Genomic DNA, 18,058 nt, shown 5'->3' on the forward strand with positions numbered 1-18,058 from the left:
TGCGCTGCCCCGGACGTGGCAGTGTCTAACTGTGGAGTCGAGGTTTTGGTCTACGTGGATGACACCTGGTTTGTCCCAGTCGCCTGTTGTGCATGTGTCGTTGCAGATGTTGATGTGGAGGTGGTGGTCTGGGCATCAGCTGTCTGTCCACCATCGGCTATGGCCATGGTGGGTATCAACATGGCCATAGCCAACAGGCCGGCCAGGACTTTTCCGCTCAAATTACCCTTTGCCACGTTTCTCCTTTTGAGCGCCGACGACCGCCTAGGGCGTCGGTCCGGGCATCCCCTTCAGGTCATCCGGTCGACTGTCTACGATGGTTCTCGAGTCATTCGATACTAGTTTTATAGAACAGTATACAAAGTCATTGGTTATAATTCCGCTATTAATATGCGCCTCCGGAGAAAAGGGCCAACTATGGACATAACAGGGAGGTCTGCATGAGTGAACGGGATCATCATGAGCTCTCGCCTGCCGATTTTCCAGGCCACGGAATGCGGGAGCGGTTGGCTGTCTACGGGTTCTTCATCATCATGGGCATCGGTACTTCGGCCTGGATTTCTCGACTGCCAACAGTCAAGGCCAGCCTCGGTCTGCAGCCTTCGGGCCTGGCTCTGATGACCATCCTGGGCGGCTGCGGCGCTCTGGTCGGCATGCTGGTCTCAGGAGTGTTGACTGATCGGCTGGGCGTGCGGCGGGCCATGCTGCTGGCGGCCTCCACCTGGTGCCTGGGCATGGTAATCGCGGCCTTGGCTGTCACTCTGCGATCAGTGCCTGGGGTGGTTTTGGGGTTGCTCTTTAACTCGGCTGGGATTAGCCTCTGGGGAACGGTCAACACGGTCGAGGCCGGGGCAGTGGAGCGCTTCTCCTCTCGGTCTATAATGCCGCGCTTCCATGCTTCGTACAGCCTGGGCATGTTTCTTGCCCTGGGGCTGGGCTCGCTCCTGTCTCATCGGGGTGTGGCCATAGGCGTGCACCTGGCTGTCAATGCTTTGATCAGCCTGGCTCTGGTGGTCGCCTGCGTCCTGCTCTGCCCGGCTCAGCCTCTAGGGGATTACAGGGGCGGCGCTGACGACGAACGTTCGGATCAGCAGGCGGGGTCGGAGCAATCATCCTCCTTGGGCAAGCAGTTGGCTGCTTGGGGCGATGCACTGGTTCTCATGCTTGCCCTGATCAACGTGGCCTTGGAGGCCAGTGAGGGTGCCGTCAATGACTGGAGCGGAATCGGCCTGGTCGATGCCTTCGGTGTCCCTGAGTCTCAAGCCGGTCTTGCTCCCACGATCTTCGCTGCAACCATGATTGTCTCAAGGTTGCTGGGTACGCATCTGATTGAACGACTGGGGAATATGCGCTCGTTGGTCCTGACCCTCCTGGTCTCGGCTCTGGGCATCCTGGTCTATGCTCTTTCGCCCTCTTTTGTGTTTAGTCTTGTGGGCACTGGGATCTGGGGTGTCGGAGCCGCTCTGGGCGTGCCCATTGTCACCACTTTGGCAACCAGGGATCCAGCCGTGGCGGCCCAGCGTGCTTCGGTAATCTCCACTGCCTACTACGGGGTCTCATGGATCATTCCTCCGGCTATCGGATTTTTGGCCGACCATACCGGTGTCAGGCCTGCTCTGCTGCCCTTGGCGTTCTTGCTGGCGGCGGTTACCCTCTTGGTGCCCACGGTGTCCAGGCTCACTCGGGAATGACGCCCTTCGGTTTGCAAAACTCCGCCAACCGGTCGTCGGGCGAATACAAGAGATGGAGACCGGCAGCATGGTCTTTGGGCAGATACTCGGATTCAAACAACCGTTCCCAAATATTGCCGTACACGTCAGTGAATTTTATGGCTACTGCATTCAGTCGGCACCGGTCCTGAGGATCGTTTTTGTCTAAAAAGCGGGGGGATTCAAAGATGTTCCCAGGGCAGATGGTAGGCAGGCTCCAGGTAAATCGTGAATCTGGATCCATCGAGATTATCCAATCCGCTGTTGGCAATGTCCGCCAGGCGTGATGATGGCCGAATCCAGGGACCCTGTAATAGTTGATCGTATTGTTTTTAAGTTTGATGGGCCGTAAATGGGAATTCTTCAGCAAATCCCAGTGAACCAGGATCGAAACCTGGCGTATGGTGCCCTCGCTGTGGTTGGTGATGATCAGGTGCTCGTCGCTCCCTTCTTTCTGTTTATCTTTCCAAGATGTCTTGGACTCCCAGACATCAACGCGGGAGGCCTGTTTGAGCATGGTCTGGTAAAGGTCATAGCTGCGACGTTCATCGTCCTTGGCGAATGTTCTTCTCGTCTGCCGGGCGGAGTACACGATGGTCGCAGGAATAGCCACAACTGTGGCTATGGCTGTAGTGGAGTTAATGATGAGATTGATAATGTCGATAATGGGCATGGACACTCCCCTGAATATCTGCAACATAGTCCCAAGCATGATCGTACATCTTTGCCATAAGTGATCCTGTATCTTCTAGAGGTGACCATCAGATGGTCAGGTGGATGCCTTTCCCTGCGAGATTCTCCAAGCACTCCTGCAGATAGGATGCATCGTGCTCGGGGTAGATGGGGTCCGTCAACGGCTCTACAGCCAGATCCTCATAGGGAGGGCAGTGTCTGCCGCGGTAGAGCGGATCATACCAGGCGGGATCAGGATGATAGCCGCGCTCGCGCATCGTTGCCATGACCAGAAGATGAAATTGAAAGAGCTTGTATGGGCAGTGGTTGAAGACGTAGTCAACGGTGGCATGCCGTCGACCCCACCCCAGGCCCCGCAGTGCAGTGATCTCCCGATGCTGGCCCAGCAGCTGCTGTCTGGGAAGCAACGGGATCAGATCCTGATGCCACAATCGCATGACGACCCCCTCGTTGGGGTCATAGATGAACCCCTCCTTCAGCCTAGCCGCTTGCATCACTGTAAGCGGACTGGCAGAGGGAGGGGTTCCGGCAATTCCTTACTGGAATTCCTTACTGGGCGATGAATCCACCGTCCACAACAAATTCGGCACCCAGCGCGAACTTGGATTCGTCGCTGGCCAGATAGACGCAGATTTCTCCGATGTCCTGGGGCTCTCCGATATGGCCCAGAGGCGTCAACTTGCTCATCCTGTCCTCAAGGCTCTGGCTGATCAGAGGGGTCTTGATGAATCCGGGATGGACCGAGTTGATGCGAACACCGTAATTGTTGTTGGCGGAATCCAGGGCGGCGGACTTGGTCAGTAGCCTGGTACCGCCCTTGCTGGCGTTATAAGCTCCGGCTCCGCTCAGGCCTACGAAGCCCTCGATGGAGGAGATGTTGATAACGGAGCCGCCGCGGCCCTTCATCACCCTCATGCCATGCTTGGTGCCCAGGAAGGTTCCGTTGAGATTGATGGCGATGACCTTTTTCCAGTCCTCGTAGCTCTCCTGGTCCATGGTGGCCCCGCTGCCGCCTATGCCGGCATTGTTGACCACGGTGGTCAGTGGGCCCAGCTCCTTTTCAACGGTGTCGATGGTGGAGACCCATTGGTCCTCGTCCGTCACGTCCAAGGTGTGGAAAACGACCTGCCCGGGGTGCTCCTGCATGAAGCTGCGTGAAGCATCGCTCTCCTTGATGTCGGTAAGGGCCACCTTGGCTCCCTCGCGGACGAAGCATTCGGCTATGCCCACGCCCATGCCGCCGGTTCCTCCGGTGATGATGGCTACCTTACCTTGTAGTCGATCAGTCATATCCACTCCTTTATAGAGATGTGCTGTCGTATTCCATCCTATGGGATGGCATGCCCACGCTGATGACCGCGTATGGATGACCCTGGTCCCACCAACGTTTCGAAGTTGTCCATGAGGTGCCGACGGTTCCGCGGGGGTCACAATATATTCCCCGCTGAAGCAGCGTGCCTGTTCTGCTGACTGTGTTGCGCTTAGACGTCGAGCAGATGACGGTAGAGTTCATGATCCACAGGTCGGTCAAGACCGAGGTTGGTGATGGTGACAGGTACTCGGCCCTTGCCGTCCGGCCCTGGTTTCTCCGCGGCTCGCGATGGCCCCATCGCGCTGACATGACCAAGATAGTAGTAGCGACGGTTTGCCGCCTCCTATCGACGCATGACGGAAAGCGGAATGGTTGTGAAGGCCGTCAGTTGCAGGGCCAGGTCAGGCGATCTGATCGGTCGACTTGCGCGTACCTTTCAGGGGGATAATGCCCAGGAACAAGGCCACAACCATGATCAGGATGCTCAGACCGAACATGATGATGTAGCCGTGGGGCTGGTCAGCGATGGCGCCCCAGAAGAGAGCTGCGAAGGCCGAGGCTAGGGACCCAACCATCTGGATGCGTGCATAGATGTTGGTGTAGTCGCGCGAGCCGAAGACCGCTGTAACCAGGATCGGTGTCTGCACAGTAGTGCAGGCGTAGACAAGGCCGAAGGCAAAGGCTCCCAGCAGGAGGAGCACGGGCAATCCGGGGAAGGCGACCATGAGGCAGACGCCGAGAATGCCGCCGCCGATGCCCAGACAGAGACCGCCTACGATGCTGCCGTCGTTGACCATGCCCAGGATGATCTTGCCGATGGCCTGGCCGGCCATGCAGGAGGAGGCGATCAGTCCCGTGTAGGCTGCCATGGATGGCAGGGATGCCGCGTAGGAGGGTAGGAACTGGTAAATGGTCTGATTCATGGTGATCAGACCGCAGAAGAGCGCCAGCGCCCAGAAGGCAGGGGAGCGCAAGGCCTGGGAGGCGGTCATGCCTACGGTTGACGCTGCAGGCTCAGGACTCTTTTGGTCTTTGCTCCCGGTGCCTGCACTATTGGTGGCCGTCTCAGCTGCATCAGGCTCCTGGTCGGCGCCGTAGGGATGCAGACCCATCTGTTCGGGTGTGCCGCGAATGACGAAAATGGTGAAGGGCAGAGTGACCACCAGGATGAGAATAGCGAAAACCAGATATCCCCGCCTCCATCCATCAGGGGCGGATCTGATGATCATGGTGCCTATCTGGTTGAAGATCACGCCGCCTATGCCGGTGAAGGCCATGCACAGGCCGATGAAGAACCCGACCCGCTTGCGGAACCAGGCGTTGATGAGTGTTGGCACTGACAGATAGAGGATGGCCGGCATGCCGATTCCCAGAACCACTCCGCATAGATAGAACTGCCACATGGCGGATGATCGGGACATACCCAGGCAGCCCAGTCCAGCCAGGACGGTGCTTGCCGTCAGTACGATGCGCAGATCGTAGCGGTGCATCAGCCATCCGGCCACCGGCAGGAAGGCGACCATGGTGATGCTGAATATGCTGAAATATCCGGTGAATGCGGCCTTGGGAACATGGAAGTAGCTGCTGACAGGCGTGAAGAAGATACCTGCGCAACTGCAGACCAGCGATACCGGGATGGCCGTGAAGACGATGCCCGACAGCACGATCAAGTACGGGTAAACAGCCTGTTTTCGTGATGATGGCTGTGTCGGTGTGGTCGACATGACTGCGACCTTCCTCTCGCGGAATCGGGACTGGCCAACTGCTGCTTGGTTTGTATGCTCCCATTGTTCTGCGGTTTGTCTGCTTTGAATGTCCACTATGGGGAATTTAAGAACTGATTGTAGTTCAATATTTGACCCTCACCTATCGTTACAATGCAGACTATGAGGTTTTTTGTCGTCGCTGTTGTTGTCTCCTACAACCGCTCCAAACTCCTTAAGGAGTGCCTGGATGGCATAAGCAGTCAGTCCCGCAAGCCTGATCAAGTCCTTGTCGTAGACAATGCCAGCGAGGACGGACCGGTGGATGTGGTTTTGTCGCACCCCTCGAAACCTGACTTGGTCCGTTTGCATCACAATATGGGCGGTGCGGGGGGATTCGTAGCTGGCATGGCAGCGGCCCTGGCGAATATTCCTCCCCGGTGTGAAGCTTACCTGTGGCTGATGGATGACGATGTGGTGCCGCAGCCTGATGCTCTGTCTGGTTTGCTGGATGCTGCTTCCGAAGCTCATACCGACAATGGCTCTTGGCCGGCCCTTTTGGGCTCTGAGGCTGTCTGGGTCGACGGCCGGGTGCATGGGATGAACAAGCCCCGTCGACGTCTGCCGATCAGGAACGGCAGGCCACAGTTGCGGGTCAGCGCTCATGCCTACCAGGTGCGCTCCTTGTCTTTCGTCTCTTGCCTGGTGAATGTCAGGGCCATCCAAGCTGCAGGAACTCTGCCGCGTGCCGCCTTCTTCCTTTGGAATGATGACTTCGAATATACTTCCAGACTGCTGAAAACGGGTATCGGCTATTACGTTCCTGCCAGTCGGGTATGGCATAAAACCAAGGTCTTCGGCTCCAGCGATGCCGACCCGGGTTCTCGCTTCTTCTATGAGGTGCGCAACAAGATATGGATGTTCCGATTCAGCAGGGGCAATTTCACAACGATTGAATTTCTGGCACTGCTCGTTGCAACTGGCAGACGGTGGCTTCTTACCTTTGTCAGGGCGCATGATCGGCGGCAGATCTTGCATTGCTTGTCTCGTGGATTTAAAGCCGGCCTGGCTACACGCCCTAGCAGCAACCATGATCTGTTTGCCCGGGAACCCGAGGTTCAGGCGCTGATCGACCGTGCCGATCAGGGACGGCAGGCGGTGATCCGGTAGAGCTTCGCCCGGCCTTGGCTGTCAACCAGTTGAAGGGCTTGCGGAACGGGTTGGAGTCCATTGAAGATCTGATGCTGGGGATCGTTGGCAACGTATGGTCCGCCCATATCCGCATACCAGTCAATGTGATGAGCGGTCAGGATCCTGCACACCTGCGGGTCTGAGTCTATGTGTTCGAAGTTTGTGGCCAGGTAGGCATGGTCATGGTCCCAATTCATGTACAAGTGGGCGTAGAAGGGTGTGGTGCCGCCAATAGCCAGCATGTATCCGCTGCCATTCCATGGATCGGACAGGACTTGCTCGCGATCTGATACATGGCGGCCCATTCTCTTCATCAGCAGGAATTCGTCAGTTGACAGCATCGGAGCATCGGCATTGTTGGCTGCGAAAGTATATGTTGAGCCTAAAGTCTTCTCCATGGAGTCCAACTGCGGATTCACGGTGCAAATCAGCACGGCTACCGTGGCTGCCAACATCATAATTGGCATCGATATCATCTTCTCGGCCTGCGGCGTATACCTTTTCAAGGCCTCGATGCCATGTTCCAAGGCCATGCCCATGATGGGTATGGCTACTACAGGCCAGGCGGAGAAGAGGCGGCGTTGATCCTTGTACCACAAGGCTGTAAGGATCTTGGCCCAATCGGCATGGGTGCCCGCGCAGGCGACGAAGACCAGGCCCAGCAGCAGGAAGGATGACACTAGGAGCATGTCCTTTCTGCTGTGGTGCAGACAAAGCACAATCAGGGCCAGGAGCAGGGCCAGAGCCAGGGGCCAGTATACCGGTAGCCGACGGTTGCCTGAATCGATGGGCTGTCCCAACAGGAAGCGCACTATGGCGGATGGCAGGTCTTCCGTAGGCTGTGCCGGGCCGCCGTTGAGATGATCCGATATTTTCCGGGCAGGACCATGCAGGTACAGATTATGGAAGATCTTCAGGCCTATAGCCAGCAGGACCAGGAAGCCTGCAGTCAATACACCGGCGGCCACATGGAAACGATGCTTGTTGGTTTGGGCCAGCTGCCTCCCTGCCCTGATCAGCCAAGACAGAATCACTGGCAGCACAAGAAGAGCACTGGTCATCATGACTCTGAAATGGCAGAAGGAAACGGCGACGACGCTGAGGAGAATCCAGACAAGGCCGACTACGGATTGGCGGCTTTCCCGCCACCCGTCTATACACCAGGACCAGGTAAGCGCGACGAAGACGGGCAGTATGACCTGGCCGGCGAACATGGAATATAAGGTGCCCCAATCCAGCAGGAGGAAGGGGAAGCCCGCGCAGCATGAGGCGAGTACCGGTGTGAGCAGATCGCTCCAGGCATGTCTACCCAGCAGGGTTCTGACCAGAAAGAGCATGGAGACCGGCCAGATCAGAGCGGCAAAGACCAGCCAGGTGCAGGTGACTGCGCTGACTGCTGTGGCGGGCCTATAGGCCATTGCTCCCATGGCAGCGAATTCCTGAAAAGCGATGGGGTATATTTCCCTGATGGGCGGAAGAGCGTGCAAGGATGAAGCCTGACCGGTGAGCACAATTCGTGCCACAATGTTGTAGTGGAAGACCGAGTCGTAATTTTGCGTGACCTGATCCGGTGAAGGCGCGGCATGCATCAGCCTGATGCCGATGTTGCAGGCGGCTATTGTTGTGCCGATGACTGCGGTAAGGAAGGGCTTCAATCGAGGTTTGGTTTTTTCGTCATTACCTGCCAGTGTCGAGGATTCTCGGCCAGCTCCATCAGGATTACGAAAATGATTGAAGAGCTTACGCGCTAGAAGAACGATGGCAATGAGTACCATGGCCGAAAGCCCGTAGGATCGCCAGTTCCAGGATATGCCGAAGAGCTGGAAGAGCACGCCATCGATGCCCGCGAGTGCGATGGAGACCACAGGGCCAAGTGCCGTCACGAAGATGGGTTTGCGGCTGCCCAGTGCTGTCACCAGCAGGCAGCCAGGCAGATACAGGGCTGCGATGATGAACAGCAACAGTGGCCAGGATTGTTGCCAGGTCATCAGGGTTGATTGCATGAGTCACTTCTTTCGGCTGTCATTCACCGACTTCCCATGGAACCGGTTGAGCAGGGTGGTCATGATGGCGTACAGACAGCTGCGGACTTGGTCGGGCAGCAGACGGTAGCAGGCGCGGATGAGGATGTTTCTGACATATTGTATAGGGCTGATGAAGCCGTCATGCAGAAAATCCTTTTGTAGACGCAGCTCGTCACGAAACATGCGCATGCCGCCTCTGCGGTGATACATAGCCGTATCGGATCGATAGAGGACCAGGGGTTTCTTGATGTTTCCGATATGCTCGCCGGCGACCAGCATGGTTTCCCAAAGACGGTAATCCTCAAAGCGCCCGGATCCCTCCGGATAACCGCCAACCCTGCACACGCTGGTCTTGCGAAAGGCCACACTGGGGTGATGCAGTGGGGAATGCAGGGTGGCGTATGTTCGAAGTTCGGATCCTCCGCTCGGCAGATAGCGGATCCGGCCGGGGGTGTGCTCGTCGTTTGAAAACTCCTGGATGGCGCTACCCAAGGCGTCTAGACCCGATGAGGCCAGCAGGGGGATGAGAACGCTGAATCTTGATGGCCGGGAGATGTCGTCGCTGTCCGCCCGGGCCACCAGTTCGTACTTACAGGCCTTCAACCCGAAATTCAGTGCGTGGGCAAGGCCTTTGTTGGTCGGCAGCCGCACGATCGTGAACTCGGGCATTTCCTCGGCTCTATTGGCATGGAGCAACTGTGCCTTCAGCTGAGCCGGATATTGATCAATCAGCTGAGCCAGTTCTCTGCTCAATGGACCGTCGCGCACAATGACGACCTGATTGGGCATGAGGGTTTGTTCAATGGTGTCGGATTTCAATGCACGGGCAACGAAGGAGGGCGTGTCCCCGGCATAGACCGCCATCAGGAGGGAAAACGGAGTGCGACTCTGGTTCCTTGCGCTCATGGCAGTGCGGCCGCCTTTCTTCATGGATTACTGCGTCGATTCTACATGTGCCCATGCTGGCGTGGTCCGGACTGATCTTTCCTTGTCAAAAGGCTCAGCCCCTATCTCGTATTTGATCATGGTTGTGGATGTGGGTCTGTTTGTAGTGAAGACTTGCACCTCCAGCGACTCGAGGTTGTAGCATCAGGAAGACTGAACATCAAGGAAAGGCGGGACTATGACAGTTGCAGATAAGACAGTGTTGGTCACTGGAGCTTCGTCCGGCATCGGGGAGGCCACGGCGAGGCTCTTGGCGCAGCGAGGGGCCAGGTTGGTGCTGGGCGCTCGCCGCAAGGATCGGCTGGATACAATCGTCAACGACATCGTCCAGGCGGGTGGCCAGGCAGTCTCCATGGCTTTGGATGTGACGAATCGACAGGCCAATGAGGACTTCGTGGCTTTCGCCAAGAAGCAGTTCGGCGGTGTGGACGTGGTATTCCTCAACGCTGGCCTCATGCCTAACTCGCCTCTGTCGGCTCTGCATGTGGACGAGTGGGATCGAACCATTGATGTCAACCTGAAAGGCGCACTATACGGCATTGCTGCGGCCCTTCCGGAGTTCACCGGGCAGCGACACGGACAGTTCATCGCCACCTCTTCGGTGGCTGGACTCAAAGCCTATCCGGGTGGAGCGGTCTATGGGGCAACCAAGTGGGGTCTGCGGGACCTGATGGAGGTGCTCAGGATGGAGTCCGCCCAAGAGGGGACCCATATTCGCACCTCTACCATTTACCCGGCGGCCATTCGAACCGAGTTGCTGGACACCATCACGGACAAACAGACCCTGGCCGATATGAATAAGACCTACGACAGCTACCAGATCGATCCCGAACGGGTGGCCCAGGTGGTGGCCTTTGCCATCGATCAGCCTGAGGATACCAATGTATCGGAATTCACCGTAGGCCCTACCATTCAGCCCTGGTGAATTCCTCTGCCACTGCCTTAGTCGCCCTTGGAGGAAAGAAGATGAATGCCTGCTTGGGCCATGGCCTTTCGAGCCTCGACGCCCTGATCCTCACTGACAGGGACGGTCAGATCCTCGAAGACCGTGACCTGGTAGCCAATTTTTGCAGCATCCAAGGCCGTCTCCTTGACGCAGTGGGATTCGGCGATGCCGACTACGTCCACCTGGTCGACGCCAGCTTGCGCCAGGGCGTCGGCCAGGGTGACGCCTGATGATTTGGCCGCAGCGAACCCCTCCCTGCTCTGGATCCGATCGGTGTTGTCCTCGATGCCCTCAAATCCGGAGTAAGCGGCTGAATACTGGCCCTTTTTGAAGTGGTGGACGATGTCCAGCTCCCGAATCCTGGGATGAAGCTCCGCACCAGGTGAGCCAGCCACGCCGTGCTTGGGCCAGGTGTCCACAAAATCAGGATGGTCGGACCAATGAGATCCAGGTTCGATGTGCCAATCCTGGGTGGTGGCCATGTAGGCGTAGTCCCCGGCATGGTCGTGGACATAGTCAGCGATTTTGCTGGCTGTGGCATTGCCTCCCTCAACTCCCAGCTCACCTCCTTCGCAGAAGGTCGGTTGAACATCCACGACAATCAAAGCCTTGGACATGATGATCACTCCCTTGGTCGATGCTGACGGTAGGCAGGGGGAATACCGGTTGAAGCTCGGCGAGCATTCCTCTTATGCATCAGTCTAATTCTCGCGGAGCCGTCAGTTCTTCGGCTTCTGCCCATGTGGATAAATATGCCTGAGAATCTGCATCGTGTGCTCAGGATGACCAGGAAGGCAGCAAAGAGGATTGAATGTGGCCGTTTGTGGTTGTACCTATGCGGATTTCCAGGGTGTTTGCTTGGTATCCTGAGTGCAAGGATTATGTGCAGTTATGACAGGTGATTCTTTTGTCCTGTCTCTTTACAACGAAGGCAGAGCCAAGCATCATCCCAGAGGAGGAGATGCGGATATGAGAATCAATGAGTTCGAACAGCCCATCGGTGATGTGGTCTCGTTCGCGGGGGCTATGATGCCGGAGCCTGCCAAGTTGATAGGCAGGACGGTTCTGGTGACGCCCTTGGATGCGAACCAAGGCGATGCCTTCTACGAGCGGATTTTTGGCCCGGATTGCGACGAGTCCATCATGACCTACAGTAGCCATGACCTCTATCTTGATAGGGCCTCGTTCGACTTGGGTTTTGCTTCCATGACGGCAAGCCGGGATCCACTCTTCTTTGCTATTCTGCGTAAGCCGTCCGCATCCGATCTTTGTGTTGGCCAGCCTGCGCGTGGGAAGAATTCGGATTTACAGGAGCCGGTGAAGCTTCATGATTCGTCGGATCTGTTGGGCATGTATGCTTTGATGCGGATTCGGGCGGATATGGGAAGCGTCGAGATGGGACACGTTATCTATACCCGAGAGTTGCAAAGAAGCAGGCAGGCTACCGAGGCCCAGTATCTGATGGCTCGGCATGTCTTCGAGGACTTGGGCTATCGCCGATATGAGTGGAAGTGCGACAGCCTCAATGCGCCCTCCCGGGCGGCTGCGCTGAGGCTGGGATTCAAGGCTGAAGGCCGGTTCAGAAACGATATGGTCTACAAGGGCCGCACTCGGGATACGGATTGGTTTTCCATATTGGATAGTGAATGGCCGGCCGTAAAAGAGCGTTTGGAGACCTGGCTGGACGATGACAATTTCGACCAGGATGGCAGGCAGAAGCGCCGTCTGCAAGATTGCTGAACTCTTGCTGATCTGAATGCAGCAGCCTATGGTTGCACCGCGGCTTCCTTGATAAAGCCGAAATAGGTATTCATGGCTTGGGCCGTAGGAGTGTCATTGCGGCACATCAGTGCAAGCGGAGTTCCTTCAAACAAGACCTTGCCACCCGCGCTTCCGGCTCCTGGGCCCATATCGATCACCCAGTCGGCCTGACCGATGAAGCGCAGGTTATGCTCTATGGCGACAACAGTCAGATTTTTATTGGTGATGAGTTTGCGCAAGAGGGCAATCTGCTGCAGGATGTTGGATTCATGCAGGCCGCTGGTAGGCTCATCCAAAATCAGGGTCTCATGAATTCCGTCTTTGAGCAGCTTGGCCAGCTTGAGACGTTGCAACTCACCGCCCGAGAGTGTATCGAGAGCCTGCCCAAGGGATAGATAAGACAGCCCGACATCTTCCAGGGCTATCATGGCTGGGCCCAGCACCTCACGATATCGATTCACGGCCTCGCTGGCAGTCAATTTCAGCGCCTGAGCGATGCTGAGGCCGCGATATCTGGCAGACAGAGCCTGTGTTGAATACCTGGTTCCGCGGCAGCTTTCGCAGACAGTGCTGGTGTCGCCCAAGTAGGCAATATCCAGGGTGACAACCCCCTTGCCCTTGCAGACCGGACAGGCTCCGGCGGCGTTGAACGAGAAGAGCGAAGCGGACTTGCCCGTGGCCTTGGCAAAGGCCTTGCGAAGCGGGTCGAAGACACCCAAGTAAGTCAACAGGTTGGAGCGTCCGCTGGCCTTGATCGGCTTCTGGTCCAGGAGTATGGCATCATGCTGAGCCATGAAGCCTTCCCTGATCAGCGTGCTCTTACCTGAGCCGGCCACTCCGGTCACCACAGTCAGCATTTGCCTGGGTATCTTGGCGTGGGCTTCTCTGACGTTGTGGGCAGTGACCTTGTCTATTGCATAGAAGCCATGCGAAGGCGCCGATGGTTCGTTTACCACGCCTGGATCTGACAGGGTTCTGCCAGTCGCTGTGCCGCTTCTCAGTAGAGACTGATAGTTCCCCTCAAAGATGATCCGCCCGCCTTCACTGCCTGCCCCTGGCCCCATGTCGACGATATGGTCCGCAATGGCGATGAGCTCGGGGTCATGATCCACGATCACCACCGTATTGCCCTTGTCTCGCAAGCCCTCAAAGATTTTCTTGATACCAGTCAGGTCACGTGGGTGCAGTCCAATGCTTGGTTCGTCGAAGATGTAGAGAACGTCATTCAAGGGGCTGTTCAGGCAGTTGGCGATTTTCAGACGTTGCCCCTCTCCTCCGGAAAGCGTAGAGGTGCCACGCTGTAGGCTCAGGTAGCCCAGACCAACCGTTATCAGGTTGGCTATCTTGCGCATTAGGTCCTGCAGAATGGTTTCAGCTTGATCGTCATGAATCTTCCCGAGCCATTCCTGCAGGTCTGCCACGCTCATGGCGGAGTAGTCAGCTATGTTCAGTCCGTCGATTCTGGCTGAGCGCACCTTGGCGTTGACCCTGGCCCCCTGGCAGTCGGGACACTGGGTGATTCGCGTAACCTCCTCCAGCTCATGCTGGTACTTGTCGTTGCTCTGGTTGATGAAGGTCCTGGTGATCCTGGGCACCAATCCCTCATACATGGCTGTCTTGTGCCAGTTGGGGCCAGGGTGTGCCGGTTTTTGCCTCTTGCCATAGAGCAGGAAGTCGAGGTCATCTCTGTCCCACTCCTGTAGGGGCAGATCGTTGTCAAAGTAGCCTGAATCCGTATACCTGGTCAGTCTCCAACCGCCCGGCTGGAAGGTGGGAAAGTTGATGGCTCCCTGGTTCAGCGAAAGATCCATATTGAGCAGGCGATCAAGCACCAGACTGCGCACAGTTCCCAGCCCCTGGCAGGTCGGGCACATTCCCGCAGGATTGTTGAAAGAATACGTCATGGAGTACCCGATGAAGGGCTGGGCCATACGGGAGAACAGCAGGCGCAGAGCGGTGTAGATATCGGTGTAGGTGCCCACGGTTGATCGGGCGTTGCCCGATAGCTGCTTTTGGGTTACGGCAATGGAGAAGGGCAGGTTGTCGATACGCGCAACTTCCGCAGGTTCATACTTGGGCAGGAGTTGCTGAATGTAGGTGCTATAGCTGCGGTTGATCATGCGCTGTGATTCGGCAGCCAGAGTGGAAAACACGAGAGACGACTTTCCCGAACCCGACAGGCCGGTGACCACAGTGATGGCCCGTTTGGGTATGGACAACGAAATCTGCTTGAGGTTGTGCGTGGAAGCTCGATCAATAAGAATGCACTCGGTCCTCATTGGGCGACTCGCTCCTTGCGCAGCTTGGTGATGAGCCTGTTGGCAAGAGCTGTGAACTCTTTCTGCTCGTCTTCGGACCAGACCTGTCGGGCATCCTCCTCGAGCGTCTTGTGCTGTTGATCGATGATGCCGAGCATGTCCCGGCCATCCGGGGTCAGGCTGGTTTCCAGCTCGCGCCGGTCATGAGTATCGGGCGTTTGTTTGATATATCCGAGGTCGCGCAGCGTGCTCAGGTTCTTGGAGACCTTGGATCGGCTCATGCCGAGCCTTTGGCCGATCTGTGAGGGCATGGACGCTCCGGTGCGCAGAACGGTGAGGATGTCGAACTGTTGCCAGGTTATGTTTCCCGGGTTGACCCTGTTGCGTTCTGCTACGAATTCGCACTGCAGATACATGAGCGCATCGTAGAGGGAGGACGGCTTATTTGATTTCATTATAGAAACTATATCATGTTGGAAACTATCTATCTCCCAGATAGGCAGCTACGCTCTGGCTTCGGTATTGTCTGACTGTATCGGACCGATGAAGTCGGGTCTCAGGAGGTTCGATATTCGCTGTGTTTTGTTGAAATAGCGCAGGATATTTCATGGAACGCTTAATCGGACCTTTCTGTGCAAAGGACGCTCTTCCATGCCTCCATTGCTGCTCGAAAGAGCTTCTTGCATGAGAGTAGGCGTGTGTTTGCCGGGTGGATCCCTTGAGGCGGGTTAGCGGTTCTTTGTATCGGTCGCTCCAAGGCAAAGAGGGGCTGTGGGACTCAAGGCTCGTGATTTGTTGACAGGGGGTGGTGGGACGGAGTGTCAACTTATCGCCCTATCAGTTTTGCTTAGTCGGTCGGTTATGCAGAACGATGATACTGACACCTCAATGCCAGGTAAGCCAGCATGTCCACCGGTCGGAGAGGCTGAGCTATGGCTCTTCTTTGGCTCGAGCATCCCCTCGTCTCCTGTATTACGAACGTTGTTGGATAGGTTTTGTAGTTCCTTGATTTGACAGCCAGGCTTTCTTTCTTAATAATGTAGCACGCTACATTTTAGGGAGGCGGTAACTTTTGGAGCTCTCGGAGAAGCGGCCAGAGGGACTGGTCAAAATAGCCAACACTCTGCTGGAAAAGCACATGAATGAGTGTGTGCGGAGCATCTTTCCCAATCTGACTGGTCCCCAATTTGTCATGGTTTATTACCTGTTTGAGCATGAGGGCCTGGAGGTGACGCAGAAGACTGTGGGCGACAGGTTCCGTTTGAGCCATCCCACGGTTCGGGGAGTTGTCAAACGGCTGGTCAAGGCAGGATGGCTGACGGCAAAGCCGCAGAGTGATGACCGACGTCAGATGGTTCTTGAGCTCACCGGGCAGGCGCGCAAGGAGCTGAACGCCCACCAGGTCGAGATCCGGCATGTATTAGAGGCCACGGGCGAGCTTGCCTTGAAAGGGTTCGATGAGCAGGAGAGCAGACAGCTGGTCGGCTACCTGGAACGAATCATTAGAAACATGGAATCCTGATCTGCTTTTAGTCGGATCACGCAGGCTTTGGCCCGAGCCGGTGAAGGACGGAGAGGATGCGATATGAATAAGGATGGCGCCAAGGGGGAAGGCAGCCAAGGAGGGGCTGAGGGAAGTCGCACTGCGATGATGGGTACGCTTTTGGCAGGGGCTTTCCTGGCCTTGATGGCGGAGACTTTCCTTAACAATGCTCTGCCCACCATCATGGCGGAATTCCATGTGTCCCAATCCATTGCTCAGTGGCTGAGCACCTCCTACCTGTTGGTGGTGGGGCTGATGATACCCGTATCGGCTTGGGTGTTTTCCAACTTCCGATCCAAGCACACCTTCATGGTCATGATGGCTATTTTTCTGACCGGCTCCCTGGTCTGTGTCCTCTCCGAAGGGCATTTCGCGCTGTTGTTGGCGGGCAGGATCATCCAGGCTGTGGCCGCTGGATCGTTGATGCCTTTCATTCAGAATGTGGTGCTGCTGCTTTTCCCGCCGGATAGGCGCGGTGTGGCCTTGGGCATGGTGGGCCTGGTGGTGGCCTTAGGTCCTACGGTTGGCCCCACGCTCTCAGGGTTTGTTTTGGAGCACTGGTCCTGGAGGGCTTTGTTTGTGCTGCTTGCTGCCTTGAGCGCTGCGATTCTGGTGGCCTCGTTCTTCTTGGTCTACACGGTTAACCGCCAGGTGAGAACCCGGCTGGACACGCCTTCCGTGGTTTACTCCTGCCTGGGTTTCGGGCTCATTCTGTACGCCCTGTCCGACATTGGGGAGGCGGGCGGTGTCTCAGTGCTTGACCTCGGATTGCTTCTGGCCGGCTTGCTGGTGGTGGCCCTGTTCTGTCGTCGTCAGCTGCTTCTGGAGTCTCCGCTGGTGAATTTGCGTGTCTTCACGAACTTCACCTTCAATCTGACCAGCCTGCTGAGCACCCTGAGCAACATCGCCATGGTCGGGGTGGAGCTGGTCCTCCCTCTTTACTTGCAGAATACGCGCGGGTCAAGCGCGCTCATCTCTGGTCTGGTCATGTTGCCGGGAGCCATTGTCATGGCATATTCAACCCTCTCTCCGGGATGATCTACCAAAGAATCGGGGCGAGGAAGATTTCCCTTTTGGGGTATGCGGTGCTGTTGGCCGGAACCTTGCCGATGATATGGTTCGGCAACGCTACCAGTCTTATCGTTATCGCCTCCTGTTATGCTCTGCGCCTGGCAGGAGTGGCACTGGTCATGATGACTACTTTCACCGAGGGCATCAACGCTCTGCCGACGGAACTTACGGCTCATGGCAACGCGGCTGCCTCGACTGTCCGTCAGGTGGGCGGTTCGCTCGGTACGGCCGCCGCTATGATGATCGTAACCATCGGTGCCCAGCGTGGCAGTCTCAGTGGAGCCACGACAGCCCAGGCTCTCGACCAGGGCTACCAATGGGCCTTCATCTTCCTTGCAGTCATAGCCCTGATCGGCCTATGCGGCTCGCTCTTCCTTAAACCGAATAGAACTGCGACTGAGTAAGAAAGGTGTCTTTTCGTTTTCAAAGCAGGGACCGTTGCTGACATCGATTGGTTCATGATGCCAACGAGCAGGGATACAGGCATCGGTCATAATTTGATACTTAAAAAGGTATGACGCTTATATAGATGTACGAAATGGAAATTGATATGATGCCGATCATTACATTTGCAGATCATATAACCTTCAGTCTGCTGTGGACGCACTCAGCGCTCAGACCAGAAGAGGCGCCTATCAGCCTGTCCAGGAAACGACCGGTGATTCGCTTAAGTAAGATCACCCGTCGCAAAGATCTATGGGTGCCAACTTGTAGCTGGTGACGGGGCTGAGCGTATCCTCTCTCACATTTGCCGTAAGTCTTCAACGGCATGGCCTTGAACTTTCTTTGTCTCGCTCTGCTCGCAGCGTCTTGTCGCCTCCAGACATCCCTGTCTTGCCAAGTACTTAGGTGATCAGGCGCCTTATCGTAACAAGACCGCCTAGCTCACTATAGTAAACGAC

Annotated in this window: 17 protein-coding genes; 7 read left to right on the top strand and 10 right to left on the bottom strand. The window is 56.4% G+C overall.

Annotated elements, in window-relative coordinates:
• Nucleotides 1–50: 50 nt before the first annotated feature.
• The gene (locus H3T89_RS05145; protein WP_198216413.1) at nt 51–236 is read right to left on the bottom strand and encodes a hypothetical protein; all 186 of its coding nucleotides are present in this window, start codon (nt 234–236) and stop codon (nt 51–53) included.
• A 204-nt stretch (nt 237–440) separates the two neighbouring features.
• Between H3T89_RS05145 and H3T89_RS05150 the strand changes: the two genes are divergently transcribed.
• On the top strand, nt 441–1,691 hold the full coding sequence (locus tag H3T89_RS05150) for an MFS transporter (RefSeq protein ID WP_198216414.1): 1,251 nt from the start codon (nt 441–443) through the stop codon (nt 1,689–1,691).
• On the opposite strand, the gene H3T89_RS05155 is transcribed toward H3T89_RS05150, so the two are convergent.
• The 4 genes from H3T89_RS05155 to H3T89_RS05175 form a co-directional block, all read right to left on the bottom strand.
• A complete protein-coding gene (locus H3T89_RS05155) occupies nt 1,678–2,382 on the bottom strand; it encodes a hypothetical protein (RefSeq protein ID WP_146210901.1) in 705 nt (234 codons plus the stop codon). The two genes, H3T89_RS05150 and H3T89_RS05155, sit on opposite strands and share 14 nt — an antisense overlap.
• Before the next feature lie 88 nt (nt 2,383–2,470).
• Nucleotides 2,471–2,839: a TIGR02328 family protein gene (locus H3T89_RS05160; protein ID WP_198216415.1), complete on the bottom strand. Its 369-nt coding sequence runs from the start codon at nt 2,837–2,839 to the stop codon at nt 2,471–2,473.
• A gap of 112 nt (nt 2,840–2,951) precedes the next feature.
• On the bottom strand, nt 2,952–3,692 hold the full coding sequence (locus H3T89_RS05165; RefSeq protein ID WP_198216416.1) for an SDR family oxidoreductase: 741 nt from the start codon (nt 3,690–3,692) through the stop codon (nt 2,952–2,954).
• Nucleotides 3,693–4,115: 423 nt separating this feature from the next.
• Nucleotides 4,116–5,438, bottom strand: coding sequence for an MFS transporter (locus tag H3T89_RS05175; protein WP_198216417.1), 1,323 nt, complete (start codon nt 5,436–5,438; stop codon nt 4,116–4,118).
• 153 nt (nt 5,439–5,591) lie between these two features.
• On the opposite strand from H3T89_RS05175, the gene H3T89_RS05180 reads away from it, so the two are divergent.
• Nucleotides 5,592–6,587: a glycosyltransferase gene (locus H3T89_RS05180; protein WP_198216418.1), complete on the top strand. Its 996-nt coding sequence runs from the start codon at nt 5,592–5,594 to the stop codon at nt 6,585–6,587.
• On the opposite strand, the gene H3T89_RS05185 is transcribed toward H3T89_RS05180, so the two are convergent.
• Both H3T89_RS05185 and H3T89_RS05190 read right to left on the bottom strand, forming a co-directional pair.
• Nucleotides 6,560–8,611: a DUF6541 family protein gene (locus H3T89_RS05185; protein ID WP_198216419.1), complete on the bottom strand. Its 2,052-nt coding sequence runs from the start codon at nt 8,609–8,611 to the stop codon at nt 6,560–6,562. The two genes, H3T89_RS05180 and H3T89_RS05185, sit on opposite strands and share 28 nt — an antisense overlap.
• A 3-nt stretch (nt 8,612–8,614) precedes the next feature.
• Entirely contained in the window at nt 8,615–9,538 is a 924-nt protein-coding gene (locus H3T89_RS05190; RefSeq protein ID WP_198216420.1) for a glycosyltransferase, read from the bottom strand.
• Between the two features lie 217 nt (nt 9,539–9,755).
• On the opposite strand from H3T89_RS05190, the gene H3T89_RS05195 reads away from it, so the two are divergent.
• Nucleotides 9,756–10,502 carry an SDR family oxidoreductase gene (locus H3T89_RS05195; RefSeq protein WP_198216421.1) on the top strand — a complete coding sequence of 249 codons (747 nt, stop codon included), beginning with the start codon at nt 9,756–9,758 and terminating at the stop codon, nt 10,500–10,502.
• Nucleotides 10,503–10,519: 17 nt separating this feature from the next.
• On the opposite strand, the gene H3T89_RS05200 is transcribed toward H3T89_RS05195, so the two are convergent.
• Nucleotides 10,520–11,140: an isochorismatase family protein gene (locus H3T89_RS05200; RefSeq protein ID WP_198216422.1), complete on the bottom strand. Its 621-nt coding sequence runs from the start codon at nt 11,138–11,140 to the stop codon at nt 10,520–10,522.
• A 352-nt stretch (nt 11,141–11,492) separates the two neighbouring features.
• Between H3T89_RS05200 and H3T89_RS05205 the strand changes: the two genes are divergently transcribed.
• On the top strand, nt 11,493–12,263 hold the full coding sequence (locus H3T89_RS05205; protein WP_232347128.1) for a GNAT family N-acetyltransferase: 771 nt from the start codon (nt 11,493–11,495) through the stop codon (nt 12,261–12,263).
• 26 nt (nt 12,264–12,289) lie between these two features.
• On the opposite strand, the gene H3T89_RS05210 is transcribed toward H3T89_RS05205, so the two are convergent.
• Both H3T89_RS05210 and H3T89_RS05215 read right to left on the bottom strand, forming a co-directional pair.
• A complete protein-coding gene (locus H3T89_RS05210) occupies nt 12,290–14,563 on the bottom strand; it encodes an ATP-binding cassette domain-containing protein (RefSeq protein ID WP_198216423.1) in 2,274 nt (757 codons plus the stop codon).
• Entirely contained in the window at nt 14,560–14,997 is a 438-nt protein-coding gene (locus tag H3T89_RS05215; RefSeq protein ID WP_198216424.1) for a MarR family winged helix-turn-helix transcriptional regulator, read from the bottom strand. The genes H3T89_RS05210 and H3T89_RS05215 overlap by 4 nt, the downstream gene beginning before the upstream one ends.
• 683 nt (nt 14,998–15,680) lie before the next feature.
• Between H3T89_RS05215 and H3T89_RS05220 the strand changes: the two genes are divergently transcribed.
• From H3T89_RS05220 to H3T89_RS05230, 3 genes are all read left to right on the top strand, one after another.
• Complete coding sequence (locus H3T89_RS05220) at nt 15,681–16,064, top strand: MarR family winged helix-turn-helix transcriptional regulator (protein ID WP_198216425.1); 384 nt, start codon at nt 15,681–15,683, stop codon at nt 16,062–16,064.
• 63 nt (nt 16,065–16,127) lie between these two features.
• Nucleotides 16,128–17,123 (top strand): MFS transporter, encoded by a 996-nt coding sequence (locus H3T89_RS05225; RefSeq protein WP_198216426.1) that lies wholly within the window; start codon nt 16,128–16,130, stop codon nt 17,121–17,123.
• Nucleotides 17,124–17,158: 35 nt separating this feature from the next.
• On the top strand, nt 17,159–17,560 hold the full coding sequence (locus H3T89_RS05230) for a hypothetical protein (RefSeq protein ID WP_198216427.1): 402 nt from the start codon (nt 17,159–17,161) through the stop codon (nt 17,558–17,560).
• Nucleotides 17,561–18,058 lie beyond the last annotated feature (498 nt).

Source organism: Bifidobacterium sp. W8114 (assembly GCF_016101165.1).
GTDB classification, from domain to species: domain Bacteria; phylum Actinomycetota; class Actinomycetes; order Actinomycetales; family Bifidobacteriaceae; genus Bombiscardovia; species Bombiscardovia asteroides.

What these genes read in the sequence shown, in the direction of transcription:
- H3T89_RS05150 (WP_198216414.1), top strand. Translation starts at nt 441, where the DNA reads ATGAGTGAACGGGATCATCATGAGCTCTCGCCTGCCGATTTTCCAGGC.
- H3T89_RS05155 (WP_146210901.1), bottom strand. Translation starts at nt 2,382, where the DNA reads ATGCCCATTATCGACATTATCAATCTCATCATTAACTCCACTACAGCC.
- H3T89_RS05160 (WP_198216415.1), bottom strand. Translation starts at nt 2,839, where the DNA reads ATGCGATTGTGGCATCAGGATCTGATCCCGTTGCTTCCCAGACAGCAG.
- H3T89_RS05165 (WP_198216416.1), bottom strand. Translation starts at nt 3,692, where the DNA reads ATGACTGATCGACTACAAGGTAAGGTAGCCATCATCACCGGAGGAACC.
- H3T89_RS05175 (WP_198216417.1), bottom strand. Translation starts at nt 5,438, where the DNA reads ATGTCGACCACACCGACACAGCCATCATCACGAAAACAGGCTGTTTAC.
- H3T89_RS05180 (WP_198216418.1), top strand. Translation starts at nt 5,592, where the DNA reads ATGCAGACTATGAGGTTTTTTGTCGTCGCTGTTGTTGTCTCCTACAAC.
- H3T89_RS05185 (WP_198216419.1), bottom strand. Translation starts at nt 8,611, where the DNA reads ATGCAATCAACCCTGATGACCTGGCAACAATCCTGGCCACTGTTGCTG.
- H3T89_RS05190 (WP_198216420.1), bottom strand. Translation starts at nt 9,538, where the DNA reads ATGAGCGCAAGGAACCAGAGTCGCACTCCGTTTTCCCTCCTGATGGCG.
- H3T89_RS05195 (WP_198216421.1), top strand. Translation starts at nt 9,756, where the DNA reads ATGACAGTTGCAGATAAGACAGTGTTGGTCACTGGAGCTTCGTCCGGC.
- H3T89_RS05200 (WP_198216422.1), bottom strand. Translation starts at nt 11,140, where the DNA reads ATGTCCAAGGCTTTGATTGTCGTGGATGTTCAACCGACCTTCTGCGAA.
- H3T89_RS05205 (WP_232347128.1), top strand. Translation starts at nt 11,493, where the DNA reads ATGAGAATCAATGAGTTCGAACAGCCCATCGGTGATGTGGTCTCGTTC.
- H3T89_RS05210 (WP_198216423.1), bottom strand. Translation starts at nt 14,563, where the DNA reads ATGAGGACCGAGTGCATTCTTATTGATCGAGCTTCCACGCACAACCTC.
- H3T89_RS05215 (WP_198216424.1), bottom strand. Translation starts at nt 14,997, where the DNA reads ATGAAATCAAATAAGCCGTCCTCCCTCTACGATGCGCTCATGTATCTG.
- H3T89_RS05220 (WP_198216425.1), top strand. Translation starts at nt 15,681, where the DNA reads ATGAATGAGTGTGTGCGGAGCATCTTTCCCAATCTGACTGGTCCCCAA.
- H3T89_RS05225 (WP_198216426.1), top strand. Translation starts at nt 16,128, where the DNA reads ATGAATAAGGATGGCGCCAAGGGGGAAGGCAGCCAAGGAGGGGCTGAG.